Here is a 13,206-nt window from a genome sequence, read left to right as displayed (position 1 = left end):
CGAGAAGGACATCATGAACGAAGCACTCGACAATCTCACCGCGATCGCCGACGAGATCCGTGCGCAGGCCGACGAAGCCGAGCTGCTCGGCCGCCTGCCCGACGACACCGCCAAGAAGCTCAAGGCGGCCGGCCCGATCCGACTGCTGCAGCCCAAGCGGTACGGCGGGTTCGAAGCCCATCCGCGCGAGTTCGCGGAGACCGTGATGGCCGCCGCCGCCCTCGATGGCGCGACCGGATGGGTGTGCGGCATCGTCGGGGTGCACCCGTGGCAGCTGGCCTTCGCCGCTCCCCGTGTCCAGGAGGAGGTCTGGGGTGCCGACAACGACACCTGGATGGCCTCCCCCTACGCCCCCACGGGTATCGCGGTACCGGTCGACGGCGGTTACGTCTTCAACGGTCGCTGGCAGTTCAGCTCGGGCACCGACCATTGCGACTGGATCTTCCTCGGCGCGATGCTCGGCAACGCCGACGGCAGCATCGCCGAACCGCCGACGATGCTGCACATGATCCTCCCGCGCAGCGACTACCAGATCGTCGACGACTCGTGGAATGTCGTGGGCCTGAAGGGCACCGGCTCAAAGGACATCATCGTGTCCGATGCGTTCGTGCCGTCGTATCGCGTCATGAACGGGGACGAGGTCATCGACGGGACCGCACAACGCGACTACGGCGCCACCGAGACCCTGTACAAGATGCCGTGGTCCAACATGTTCCCACTAGGGATCACCTCGGCGGTCATCGGTATCGCCGAGGGCGCGCTCGCCGCACACCTGGACTATCAGCGCGATCGCGTCGGCGCCCAGGGAACCGCGGTCAAGGACGATCCCTACGTGCTGTTCGCCATCGGCGAGGCCGCAGCGGACATCAACGCGGCTCGCCAAGAACTGCTCGCGACCGTCGACACCATGTGGGACCTGGTCGATTCCGGTCGCGAGGTCTCGTTCGCACAGCGCGCCGCAGGCCGTCGCACCCAGGTCCGCGCCGCGTGGCGAGCGGTGATGGCGGTGGATCAGATCTTCGCACGGTCCGGCGGCAACGCCCTGCGCATGGACAAACCTCTGCAACGATTCTGGCGGGATGCCCATGCGGGCCTCAATCACGCGATCCACGTGCCCAGCACCGTCTACCACGCGTCGTCGCTCAGTTCGCTCGGCGTCGAACCGCCCGAGACGCTGCAGAAGATGATCTGACCCACCTCACGACCACCATCACACCGCGACAAAGGACACCGTCATGACAGAGATCAGAGGTCTCGGCTACATCAAGATCCAGACCAACGACATCGATCGTTGGCGCACATTCGCCTTCGACGTCCTCGGTTTCGCCGAGGGCTCCGGCCCCGATGAGGATGCGCTCTACCTGCGCATGGACGAGCGCGCCGCCCGCATCGTGGTGGTGCGCGGCGAGTCCGACGAGGTGGTCGACATCGGCTGGGAGGTGCGCGATGCCGCCGCACTCGAGCGGGTACAGGTCGCCCTGGAACGAGCGAGGGTAGCAGTCAAGCCGCTCTCGGTGGAGGAGGCCGACGCCCGGCGCGTGGAGTCGGCGATCAGCTTCACCGATCCCACCGGCGCGACGGTGGAGATCTTCCACGGCCCTGTCCTCGACCACAGTCCGGTCGTCACACCATTCGGATCGGCGTTCGTCACCGGCTCGCAGGGGCTCGGGCATGTGGTTCTGCCGACCGTCGACCCGTCGGGCGCGTTCGATTTCTACACCGAGGTGCTCGGCTTCCTGCCGCGCGGGGCGATGAGGCTTCCCGCACCGCCGGAGGCCGGGCCCATGCGCATCCGGTTCCTCGGCGTCAACGAGCGTCACCACAGCCTCGCACTGTGCCCTGCACCGCACGGTGGCGCGCCGGGACTGATCCACGTCATGGTCGAAGTCGACACCCTCGATGCCGTGGGTCAGGCGCTCGACCGCGTGATCAAGGACGGTTTCTCGGTCTCGTCGACGCTGGGTCGCCACACGAACGACAAGATGGTCTCGTTCTATGTCCGCGCACCGGGTGGTTGGGACATCGAATTCGGCACCGAGGGCATGAAGGTCGATGAGGCGCACTACACCGCCGAGGAGATCACCGCCGACAGCTACTGGGGCCACGACTGGACGGGCAGCGAACCACTCGCCGCCATGTGAGCAGGCACCTGCAATCGAGGTTGAGAGCGCCCGTCCACCGGACGGGCGCTCTCATCGTCGGCATCCCTGTCGATCAGTCGTGGCGCCGCAGCCACCTGGGCACTTGATGTGACTGGCAACACACTCTATATTCCTATTAGGCATATGCCTATTAGAAATACCGGTGACTCGCCGGCCTCTCGACCAGCCCCTGGAGGCGCCATGACCATCGAACTCGAAGCGTCCACCCCGCATGCGACCCTGGACCGACTCTCACTCGTCCTCGACGCCTTCGACGGCCCCGGCCGGCTCACGCTCGCCCAGATCGTCCGCCGCACAGGCCTGCCGCGCTCATCGGCACATCGCATGCTCGAGCGTCTCGTCGCACTCAAGTGGCTGCGCAGACACGGCCGCGACTACGAACTCGGCACCCGACTGATGGAGCTGGGTTCCATCGCGGTGCACCAGGACCGCCTCCATCAGGCCGCGACCCCGTTCCTGCACGAACTGCACCGGGCGACAGGGTTCGTCGTCCACCTCGCCATCCTCGACGGTTCGGACGTCCTCTATCTGGAGAAGATCGGCGGCGTACTGGCCGCATCCATCCCGACCCGCGTGGGCGGCCGACAGCCGGCGAACTGCACGGCGGTCGGCAAGGCGATCCTCGCGTTCGACGAGGCGGCCGACATCACGGTGCCCGAGCCGATGCCCCGCAAGACGCGGTACTCCCTGGCAACGCGTGCCCAGCTCTCCGCCGAGTTGGCCAAGGTGCGTGCCCATGGGATCGCCTACGAGCGTGAGGAATCGGTACCCGGGATCGGCTGCGTGGCGGCGCCCGTCGGCGACATCGGCGATGCCGTCGCGGCAGTCTCGGTGTGCGGGCCGACCGACCGGATGACCTTCGATCATCGACTCGCCGGGCCTGTCCGGATGACCGCGCTGGCGATCTGGCGCAACCTGGAAGACGGTTCGGATCGCGTCGCACCGACGCTGCAGCGCTCCCCCCGTCTGCGGATGGGCATGCGCCCCGGCATGTCCGGCGTGACCGGAAGCTCTCGACCAGCCGTGCCGACCCTGCTGGCGCGATGATCGACCGCGAGACCGCCACGCTGCTCGACGCACTCGAGGCGGGTTTTCCCCGGGTCGAGTCGATGACGGGGCCGCAGGCGCGCAAGGCGATCCGTGCACGCTTCCGCCGCAACCCCACGCCGGTGCGGATGCATCGGGTGGACGACCGCACCATCCCCGGCCCGGGTGGGGATCTGCCGGTCCGGATCTACCAGCCGGCGCCGGACTCCTCCACGGCGTCACTGCCCGCCATCGTGTTCGCCCACGGCGGGGGATTCGTCTTCTGCGACCTCGACACCCACGACGATCTCTGCCGGGCAATGGCCAACGGCGTCGGCGCGGTGGTGATCTCGGTGGACTACCGACTCGCCCCGGAGCACCGGTGGCCGGCCGCTGCGAACGACGTCGCCGCCGCGATCGGCTGGGTGAACGCCCACTCCGTCGAACTGGGCATCGATGCCGATCGGGTCGTGGTCGCCGGGGACAGTGCCGGCGGAAACCTCGCGGCCGTCGCCGCGATACTCATCCGCGACCGCGGCGGTCCGGTGCTCAGCGGTCAGGCATTGCTGTATCCCGTTGTGGCCGCGGACTTCACAACGGATTCCTATCGACGGTTCGGTCGAGGCTTCTACAACACCGAGTCCGCCATGCGCTGGTATTGGGATCAATACGTCCCGTCGACCGATGATCGCGGCCACGCCCACGCCTCGCCACTGCACGCGGACCTGACGGGCCTGCCCCCCACCCTGATCGTCACTGCTGGACACGATCCGCTCTGGTCGGAAGGGACGCAGCTGAGCCGGGCGCTCGACGCGGCCGGTGTCCCGACCATCCATCGCGATCATCCGGGCGCGATCCACGGTTTCATGACGATGCCGACACTCACGATCTGCGCCGAGGCACGGGAGCGGACGTGGCTCGACCTGCGCGGGATGCTCTCGACGACTCGCGTCCGACGATCACCCACGCCGGGATGATCAGCTACCGGTGCCGCGGGCCTCGTCCGCATCGATCTCGCGCACCTGCTGCTCGACCTCACGCCAGTGTCCGGGGCGCGGAACCGGGAATCGCCCCTCGGCCGGTTCAGCCGCCGCGATGACCTCGGCGGCGCCGTCGAGCTCATCCATCAGCGCCAGCGCGAGCTCCCGCTCGGCGGCGTAGTACCGCTCGGCCCATCGCATCGCGATCCGCGCGTACGCCCAGGCCGGCTCGGCTTCCGCCGCGGTGGAATCGACCCGGACCCGATGCGCCAGCGAGTCCACCCGCTCTATGTGCCGGCGCAACATCTCCCGGAGCCGGTCAGGCGTACTGAGGTGACCGAAGGCCACCCGCAACAGCACCGGATGTTTCAACATGGGGGCATCGACGGGCGCCTGGGTTTCCCACGTGGCGATGGCCGCCAGCCCGGCGTCGGTGATCGTGTACATCCGACGCTGGCGGGCACCGTCGCCCTGGAGCATGCGCGAGGTCGCGAAGCCATGTTTCTCCAGGCGCTTCAGCTCGGAGTAGACCTGACTGAACGACGGACTCCAGTAGTAGTGACGGATGCTCCAGTCCGTCCACTTCTTGATGTCGTACCCGGAGACCTCCTCGCCGTACGAGAGCATGCCGAGGACCGCCCAGCTGGTCGGTGGAAGATCGGGCAGATCCTCGAAGCGCACTGATCCCGAGGTCACCGCACGATGCTACCAACCCGTCGTCACGGGGCCGTCCCGACGCGGTCGCCGCTGACCGGGACGGATGGTTGTACCCGACCGGTCCGATCGTTGATCCTTCTGGGAGGAAACAACTTTCGGAGGAAGAGGAATGATGAACACCGACGACGTCCTGCTCCTCGACGAGGACCTGAGTGCGCCCAATCTCCGCCGGGTGTGGGGCAGTTTCGCCACGGGCGTGGCGGTGGTCACCGCCCTCGACGACGGGGAACCGATCGGATTCACCTGCCAGTCGCTGGTCTCGGTGTCCCTCGATCCCCCGCTGCTGTCCTTCTGCCCGGCCCGCACCTCGACGAGTTGGCCCAGACTGCGAACCGTGGGTGCACTGTGCGTCAACATCCTCGCCCACGACCAGCACGATCTGTGTCGGGCATTCGCACGCACCGGGACAGACAAGTTCCTCGACGTCGAGTGGGCCCCGACCGGTAACGGCTCGCCGGCGGTTCGCGGCGCGATGGCCCACATCGACGCCACGGTCGTCGGCGAGTACGACGCCGGCGACCACACCATCGCGCTGGCCCGGGTCACCGGCGTCACCTCCGACGAGGATCAGCCACCGCTCCTGTTCTTCCGCGGGACGTTCGGCGGCTTCTCGGGCCGATGACGACGAGGGCTCCCCGACCGTGGCGGGGAGCCCTCGTTCGTCTGTGGCGCCGGCCGGGTCAGGTGAGCTCCTCGGCGGGCATCAGGGCAAAGCCCCGGTATCCGTCTGCCGCGACGTCGGCGATGATCTCTCGATAGACGCCGAAGCCACCGACGAACGGCATGAACACCCGCGGCCTGCCCGGGACGTTGGCACCCAGGTACCACGAGTTCGCCTGCGGCATCAGGGTATTGTCCGCGCGGTCGGCACAGTCGGCGACCCACGCGTCGACCGCCTCGGTGGTCGCCTCGATGCTGCGACGTCCGGCCGCGTCCAGGTGGCCGATCGCGTCGGCCACCCAGTCGACGTGGAGTTCGGCGTGGAGCACCATGTTGGCGAGCACCGACGGGCTACCCGGACCCGCTATGTTGAACAGGTTCGGGAAGCCGTCGACGCCCAGGCCCAGATACGTTCTCGGACCGGCGCTCCACGCCTGTTTGAGGGTCTGGCCGTCCCGACCGACGATGTTGATCCGGTCGATGGACCCGGTCATCGCGTCGAACCCGGTGGCCAACACGATCACGTCGAGTCCGATGGTCTCGCCGGCAGTCCTGATCCCCTCGGCGACGACGCAGTCGATCGGCGATTGCCGGACGTCCACGAGGTGGACATTCGCACGGTTGTAGGTCTCGAAATAGTTGTCGTCGGTACAGATCCGCTTCGCGCCGATGGGATGGTCGCCGGGGATCAGACGCTCGGCAACGGCCGGGTCGTCCACGACGGCACGGATCTTCTGCTCCCAGAACGATCGCGCGGTGTCGTTGGCGGCGCGGTCGGTGAGCTGATCGGGGAAGGTCTTGCTGAACAGCACACCGCCCAACTGCCAACGCTTCTCGTAGGCGATGCGACGTTCGTCGTCGGTGACGGCAAGTGCCGACTCCGGGTGCGGGCGGTGTGGCGACCCGCCTCCGCTCTCCATCGAGAGGCGCCGACGTTCGTCGTAGGAGCGCTTGTACTGCGCACGGGTCTGCGCATCCAGCGGGCGGTTTCCTGCCGGGATGCTGAAATTGGCCGTGCGCTGGAAGACGTAGAGGTCCCCCGCCTCGCGGGCGATGTGTGGGATCGCCTGGATGCCCGACGATCCGGTACCGATGACACCGACCCGCCTACCGGTCAGATCGACGTCCTCGGGCCATGACGAGGTGTGCACGATCTGACCCGAGAACGAGTCGAGTCCCGGGATCTCGGGGATGTTCGCACTCGAGAGCGGGCCGACGGCCAGTACGCAGAACCGGGAGGTGACCTCCTCACCGCGGTCGGTACGCACCGTCCAACTCGACGACGATTCGTCGAACGACATGTCCACGACACGGGTGTCCAGAGTGATGTCGCGGCGCAGGTCGAAACGGTCGGCGACGTGATGCAGATACCGCAGGATCTCCGGCTGGGTGGCGTACTTCTCGCTCCAGTCCCACTCCTGCTGCAGTGCTGTGTCGAAGGAGTACGAATAGTCGACGCTCTCGACGTCGCAGCGGGCACCCGGATACCGGTTCCAGAACCAGACACCGCCGATGTCGGGCCCGGCCTCGAAGACACGTACCGACCATCCGTCCGATCGAAGTCGGTGCAGCGCATAGAGTCCGGCGATGCCCGCGCCCACCACGACGACGTCGACGTGGTCGCGGGGGCGTGGTGATGCGGGAGACGAGGGTGTGGTCGGTGATGTGTCGGAGATACGCACAGAGGGCTTCCTTCCCGAGGGCCGATCGATGTGTCCGATGGGATCGCGAGAAGACAACCGGGGTTGGACGCGATCCGCCACCCCGGCCTCCCGCTGATCGGTCCGCGCGATCGGAGAGACCGCCTCCCGATCATCGGGAGACGGCGACTCCCGACACCCGGCGCTGTCCTAGCGTCGGTTCCGGATCACGAAAGGGGATCAGATGCAACGGGATCAGCCGCAACCGGTTGGGATGGAGCACGACGAGGGAGGCGACATGCACTGGGACTCCGAGACCGACGTCCTCGTCGCCGGTTCGGGAGGTGCGCTGTGCGGCGCCTACACCGCCGCTCGCGAGGGCGTGCGGGTGACAGTGGTCGAGGCCGGCGACACCTTCGGCGGGACCACCGCGTACTCCGGTGGCGGCGGTATGTGGTTCCCCGCCAACCCCGTCCTGCGTCGGGCGGGCACCGACGACACCATCGAGCACGCCCTCGAGTACTTTCACGCGGTCGTCGGCGATCGAACCCCGCACGAACTGCGGGAGACCTACGTTCGCCGCGGCACCGACGTGGTCGAGTACCTCGAGAGTGACGACGCGTTCGAGTTCCAGATGTACCCGTGGCCGGACTATTTCGGTGCCGCACCGCACGCGAGACTCGACGGACAGCGGCACATCATCCCCGTCCCGCTTCCGGCCGAGACGCTCGGCGACCTCGCCGAGCGTGTACGTGGTCCCCTCGACACCGACCGACTCGGTACACCACCACCCGATCTCCTGATCGGCGGACGTGCACTGATCGGGCGATTCCTGCTCGCCCTCACACGCTTCCCCCGGGCACGGCTGCATCTGGACACCACCCTCGTCGAGCTGATCGTCGACGACGGCGCCGTACTGGGCGCGGTCGTGGAACACAATGGTTCCCGGCGCGCGATCCGGGCAAGAAGAGGTGTGTTGCTCGGCGCGGGCGGATTCGAACACAATCAGGCGATGCGCGACGCCCACGGTGTCCCCGGACGATCTCGGGACACGATGGGGCCGAACACCAATCAGGGCGCGGCCCACCGGGCAGCGGAGTCGATCGGCGCCGATCTGGACCTGATGGATCAGGCGTGGTGGTCCCCCGGTCTGATCCACCCCGACGGTCGCGCGGCCTTCGCGCTGTGGTTCACCGGCGGCATCTTCGTCAACCAGGACGGCCGGCGCTTCGTCAACGAGTCGGCACCCTACGACCGCCTGGGCCGCGAGATCATCCGATCCATCGGGGACGGCGCGACCTCGCTGCCCTTCTGGATGATCTACGACGACCGGGACGGCGCGGTCCCCCCGGTGAAGGCCCCCAACGTCTCGATGGTCGAGGCCCGTGAGTACGCGGCCGCCGGGCTCTGGCACACCGCCGACACCCTCGGCGAACTGGCCGAGATCATCGGGGTGGACCCGGACGGGCTCGCCGATACCGTCGCCCGATACAACTCGATGGTCGCTGCGGGTGCCGACCCCGAGTTCGGCCGGGGCGACGAGGCCTACGACCGCGCCTTCTCGGGGGGCGAGTCCCCACTGGTCCCGATCGACCAGCCTCCGTTCCACGCAGCAGCATTCGGGCTGTCGGACCTCGGCACCAAAGGTGGACTGCGGACCGATACGGCCGCCGCGGTCCTCACCGCCGACGGAGAACGAATTCGCGGCCTCTACGCCTCGGGCAACACGATGGCTGCGGTCAGCGGGACCACCTACCCCGGCGGCGGAAACCCCATCGGCGCGTCGGTCCTCTTCAGCCACCTCGCCGTTCTCGACATGCTCGCCCAGCCATGACACCTCGACCACCGCACATGCGGCCCGCCAGATCACACACCACACCTCCAGGAGTTCCCATGCCATCGACCGAGACGATCCGCGGACGGGTCGCCGATTACCTGACGGCGGTCGGCGCCGGCCGCCCCGCCGACATCGCAGCGTTGTACGCACCGGACGCCACGGTCGAGGACCCTGTCGGCGCCGAGATCCGGAGCGGTCTTTCCGCCATCGAGGAGTTCTATGGCGCACTCGACGGCGTCGACCGGGACACCGAACTGATCAGTCTGCGCGTCGCCGGTGACACCGCCGCCTTCCACTTCCGGGTGACCACCCGGACGGCCGATCAGGTCATCGTCGTCGAGCCCATCGACGTCATGACCTTCGACGCCGATGCCCGGATCACCAGCATGCGCGCCATCTGGTCATCCGACGACCTCTCCATCGAATCCCGCGCGGCCGGAGCAGACCATGAATGACACACGTACACACTGGGATCGCGACGTCGACTTCCTCATCGTCGGAAGCGGAGCGGGAGGTCTGACCGCGGCACTGGGGGCGGCTGCCGCCGGGATGTCGACCCTCGTGATCGAGAAGGCCGCCTTTTACGGCGGCAGCACCGCCCTGTCCGGCGGCGGTATCTGGATACCGAACAATCCCACCCTGGTGCGTGAGGGCATCGTCGATACGCGCGAGGACGTCCGCGCCTACCTGGATGCCGTCGTCGGCGATCGCGTCCCATCGGCGAACATCGACACGTTCATCGATCAGGGTCCCCGGATGCTCGAGTTCCTCGAAGCCGCCAGTCCACACATGCGGTTCCAGTGGTGCCCCGGCTATTCGGACTATCACCCGGAGCGGCCCGGTGGCCGCGCGGAGGGCCGGTCCATCGAGCCGCTGCCGATCGACCTGCGTCGTCTCGGCGACGACGAGGACTCTCTGCGCCCGGCTGCGCTGGCCACACCGCCCGGGTTGTTCATCACGTCGAAGGACTTCGTCGCGCTGAACATGGTGATGCGCACGTGGAAAGGACGGCGGACCGCGCTGCTCACCGGTCTGCGCGCCGTGACGGCACTCCTGCTGCGTCGACGCATGGACACGCTCGGCCGGGCGCTGATCGCGCGCCTGCGCCTGGCCGTCAACGACGCCGGCGTTCCGGTGCTGCTCGAGACACCGATGCAGACGTTGGTGGCCGACGAGGCGGGTGCTGTCGTCGGAGTCGTCGCCGAGCAGCACGGTCGGCCGCTGCGTATCCGCGCACGCGCCGGAGTGCTGCTCGCCTCAGGCGGTTTCGAGCACAACCACGAGATGCGCAAACAGCATCTACCCGCCGGTGGACGAGACGACTACAGCGCAGGTTCTGTGGACAACACCGGCGACGGGATCACCGCCGGGGTGGCCGTCGGCGCCGCGACCGATCTCATGGACGACGCCTGGTGGATGCCGTCGTTCGAGCGGCCCGACGGCATCAATCAGGTGCTGGTCTCGGAACGGTCGGTCCCGCGGTCGATCATCGTCGATCAGCACGGCCGGCGGTTCACCAACGAGGCCGCCCCGTACGTGACCTTCGTTCATGCCCAGATCGCGGGCGGACACGACCCGGCGTGGTTCGTCTTCGACCGCACGGCCAAGGCCCGCTACCCGATCGGCGGGATCATGCCCGGTCAGGCTTTCCCAGAGGAGTGGTACGCGTCCGGACTGATCCAGTCGGCTGCGTCGCTCCACGAACTGGGTGCCGCGATCGGCGTCGACGGCGACACGTTGTCGCACACCGTCAGTCGCTACAACACAATGGCGCGCGACGGCCGCGACCTCGATCACGGCCGGGGACAGAGCGCCTACGACAACTACTACGGCGACCCCAGCCTGGCGCACCCGACGTTGGACGTGATCGATCGGGGCCCGTTCTACGCCTTACGAATGCGCGCCGGTGACCTCGGCACCAAGGGCGGTCTCGTACACGACGCCTCGGCACGGGTCGTGCGTTCCGACGGGTCCGTCATCGCAGGCCTGTATGCCACGGGCAACACGTCGGCATCGGTGATGGGCAACGACTACGCCGGGGCGGGTGCGACCATCGGTCCGGCCATGGTCTTCGGATATGTGGCCGCGCAGACGGCCGCCGCGGGTCGGTGAGGCACCATCATGCAAGAGATCACCTGCGCCGATTGCGCGACGACCGTGCTGGTCGAGAAGTTCAGCCCGAGCCACACCAGTGTGCAATGGCTCGACGACGCGGCACGAGAATGCCCACGCATTGCCCGTGAGGTCGCTGCGGGCATGCATCCCAGTTCAATTCCGACGTGTCCGGCACTCCGCGACTCCATCGAGCGGTCGGCCCGATCCGGACTGCTCGCCACCGACTCGAGGCGCTCCGAACCCGCACGCGGGCAACTGATCGCTGCTCACGAAAGGACCTGATCATGACCACCGCACCTTCACTCGCGGGAACCGTCACCCTGATCTCCGGCGGCGCACGAGGACTGGGAGCCGCATTCGCCCGCCGCATCACCGAACGAGGCGGCACCGTTGTCGTCGGCGACATCCTCGATGCGGACGGTGCGCGGACCGCCGAGGAGCTCGGTGATGCCGCGCAGTACACGCATCTCGACGTCACGGATCCGGCGCAGTGGGACGACGCCGTCCGGCTGGCCGAGGATCGGTTCGGTCGTCTCACCGGAGTCGTCAACAACGCCGGGATCTCGACCGGCCAACTCGTCGAGAAGGATGACATCGACCATTTCAGAACGGTTCTCGAGGTTAACCTCGTCGGTGTGTTCAACGGCATCCGAGCGGCCATCGCACCGATGCGCGCGGCCGGCGGGGGTTCGATCGTCAACATCTCGTCCGCCGCCGGACTCACCGGTCTGCCACTCACCAGCGGGTACGGGGCGTCGAAGTGGGCCGTGCGAGGCCTGACCAAGATCACGGCCGTCGAGCTCGCCGCGGACCGGATACGGGTCAATTCGGTGCACCCGGGCATGACCTACACCCCGATGACGTCGGCGATCGGCATCGAGCAGGGCGAGGGCGGCTATCCCAACACACCCATGTGCCGCGTCGGCGTCGCGGACGAGATCGCCGGTGCCGTCGCCTTTCTCCTGTCCGACGACTCCTCCTATGTGACCGGCGCCGAGATCGCCGTCGACGGCGGCTGGACCGCAGGACCCACCGTCGCCTACACGATGGGCCGATGACTCCTTCCACACACGAACGACGAGACGAGGAACCACGGTGACCCCACCGACCGACACAATGACGAACAGCCAGTTGACCACACGCGAGATCTCCACGCCGCGTGGCGCACTCCGCTACCACACGATCGGTGAGGGAGCACCGCTGCTGATGCTGCACGGCTCGGGGCCGGGGGTCACCGGACTGCGCAACTTCCGCGACAACCTGCCCCGCTTCGCCGAGCACTTCCGCTGCATCGTGCTGGAGTTCCCCGGTTTCGGCGTGAGCGACGACTTCGGTGGACATCCGATGCACACCGCCCTCGAGGCGGTGGTCGAACTCGTCGACGCCCTCGCGCTCGACACCGTGGCGATCGTCGGGAACTCGATGGGGGGCGGTGTCGCATTGAGTTACGCGTCGGCACATCCTGATCGGGTGTCCCGAGTGGTCACCATCGGTGGGATCGGTAAGAACGTCTTCGGTCCCGGCCCGAGTGAAGGGATACGCCTACTCCAGGAGTTCACCGACGATCCCTCGCGGGAACGGCTTGTCCGGTGGCTGCATTCGATGGTGTTCGATTCCGCTCTGATCACCGATGCCCTCATCGAGGAACGATGGGCCCAGGCCACCGATCCCGCAACACTCGAGAGCGCTCGACGCATGTACGGATCGGCGGCGTTCGCGGCGATGATGGCGGCGATGGAGAACTCGACGACCCCGCCGCCGTGGTCGATGCTGCACACCGTGTCTGCGCCGGTGCTCATCACCTGGGGGCGCGACGACCGAGTGAGCCCGCTGGACATGGCCTTGGTGCCGATGCGCACCATCCCGAATGCGGAGCTGCACGTCTTCGCGCAGTGCGGACACTGGGCCATGATCGAACAGAAGTCCGCCTTCGAGGACACCGTCCTCTCGTTTCTGCAGAGATCCTGACCCGACCCCGTCCTCACCCCATCCACCGGGTACCGGCCCCACCTCCCGGAGAAGCACTCCGGACACCCGCCCCACGCAGAGCCGCCGTCGACGATATGTCG

12 protein-coding genes are annotated in these 13,206 nt (G+C 67.5%); 10 read left to right on the top strand and 2 right to left on the bottom strand.

The annotated features are described in order from the left end of the window. The first annotated feature begins 13 nt into the window (after window positions 1–13). From EEB19_RS10740 to EEB19_RS10725, 4 genes are all read left to right on the top strand, one after another. Window positions 14–1,192, top strand: a complete 1,179-nt coding sequence (locus tag EEB19_RS10740) for an acyl-CoA dehydrogenase family protein (RefSeq protein ID WP_187585994.1) — start codon at window positions 14–16, stop codon at window positions 1,190–1,192. 43 nt (window positions 1,193–1,235) lie between these two features. Continuing rightward, the gene (gene bphC / locus EEB19_RS10735) at window positions 1,236–2,141 is read left to right on the top strand and encodes a biphenyl-2,3-diol 1,2-dioxygenase (RefSeq protein ID WP_187585993.1); all 906 of its coding nucleotides are present in this window, start codon (window positions 1,236–1,238) and stop codon (window positions 2,139–2,141) included. Window positions 2,142–2,342: 201 nt separating this feature from the next. Beyond that, complete coding sequence (locus EEB19_RS10730; RefSeq protein ID WP_187585991.1) at window positions 2,343–3,209, top strand: IclR family transcriptional regulator; 867 nt, start codon at window positions 2,343–2,345, stop codon at window positions 3,207–3,209. Beyond that, complete coding sequence (locus EEB19_RS10725) at window positions 3,206–4,165, top strand: alpha/beta hydrolase (RefSeq protein ID WP_187585989.1); 960 nt, start codon at window positions 3,206–3,208, stop codon at window positions 4,163–4,165. Before EEB19_RS10730 ends, EEB19_RS10725 begins: the two co-directional genes overlap by 4 nt. Here the strand turns inward: EEB19_RS10725 and EEB19_RS10720 are convergent, their stop codons facing one another. Beyond that, window positions 4,166–4,795, bottom strand: a complete 630-nt coding sequence (locus EEB19_RS10720) for a PadR family transcriptional regulator (RefSeq protein WP_187586167.1) — start codon at window positions 4,793–4,795, stop codon at window positions 4,166–4,168. Between the two features lie 202 nt (window positions 4,796–4,997). Here EEB19_RS10720 and EEB19_RS10715 point away from each other — a divergent pair, with 202 nt between their 5' ends. After that, on the top strand, window positions 4,998–5,507 hold the full coding sequence (locus tag EEB19_RS10715; RefSeq protein WP_187586165.1) for a flavin reductase family protein: 510 nt from the start codon (window positions 4,998–5,000) through the stop codon (window positions 5,505–5,507). A 58-nt stretch (window positions 5,508–5,565) separates the two neighbouring features. On the opposite strand, the gene EEB19_RS10710 is transcribed toward EEB19_RS10715, so the two are convergent. Beyond that, entirely contained in the window at window positions 5,566–7,149 is a 1,584-nt protein-coding gene (locus tag EEB19_RS10710) for an NAD(P)/FAD-dependent oxidoreductase (RefSeq protein WP_316245468.1), read from the bottom strand. Between the two features lie 334 nt (window positions 7,150–7,483). Here EEB19_RS10710 and EEB19_RS10705 point away from each other — a divergent pair, with 334 nt between their 5' ends. The 5 genes from EEB19_RS10705 (at window position 7,484) to EEB19_RS10685 (ending at window position 13,105) form a co-directional block, all read left to right on the top strand. Then, a complete protein-coding gene (locus EEB19_RS10705) occupies window positions 7,484–9,019 on the top strand; it encodes an FAD-binding protein (protein WP_187585987.1) in 1,536 nt (511 codons plus the stop codon). A gap of 59 nt (window positions 9,020–9,078) precedes the next feature. Then, window positions 9,079–9,477 carry a nuclear transport factor 2 family protein gene (locus tag EEB19_RS10700; RefSeq protein ID WP_187585985.1) on the top strand — a complete coding sequence of 133 codons (399 nt, stop codon included), beginning with the start codon at window positions 9,079–9,081 and terminating at the stop codon, window positions 9,475–9,477. Continuing rightward, window positions 9,470–11,134, top strand: coding sequence for an FAD-dependent oxidoreductase (locus tag EEB19_RS10695; protein WP_187585983.1), 1,665 nt, complete (start codon window positions 9,470–9,472; stop codon window positions 11,132–11,134). The genes EEB19_RS10700 and EEB19_RS10695 overlap by 8 nt, the downstream gene beginning before the upstream one ends. Window positions 11,135–11,421: 287 nt before the next feature. Then, the gene (locus EEB19_RS10690) at window positions 11,422–12,195 is read left to right on the top strand and encodes an SDR family oxidoreductase (protein WP_187585981.1); all 774 of its coding nucleotides are present in this window, start codon (window positions 11,422–11,424) and stop codon (window positions 12,193–12,195) included. Window positions 12,196–12,253: 58 nt separating this feature from the next. After that, window positions 12,254–13,105, top strand: a complete 852-nt coding sequence (locus EEB19_RS10685) for an alpha/beta fold hydrolase (RefSeq protein ID WP_187586161.1) — start codon at window positions 12,254–12,256, stop codon at window positions 13,103–13,105. Window positions 13,106–13,206: the final 101 nt, after the last annotated feature.

Source organism: Gordonia sp. OPL2 (assembly GCF_003797825.1).
Classification (GTDB): Bacteria; Actinomycetota; Actinomycetes; order Mycobacteriales; family Mycobacteriaceae; genus Gordonia.
The sequence above is the reverse complement of the archived record's forward strand: the minus strand, read 5'-3'. Positions and strand labels throughout refer to the sequence as shown.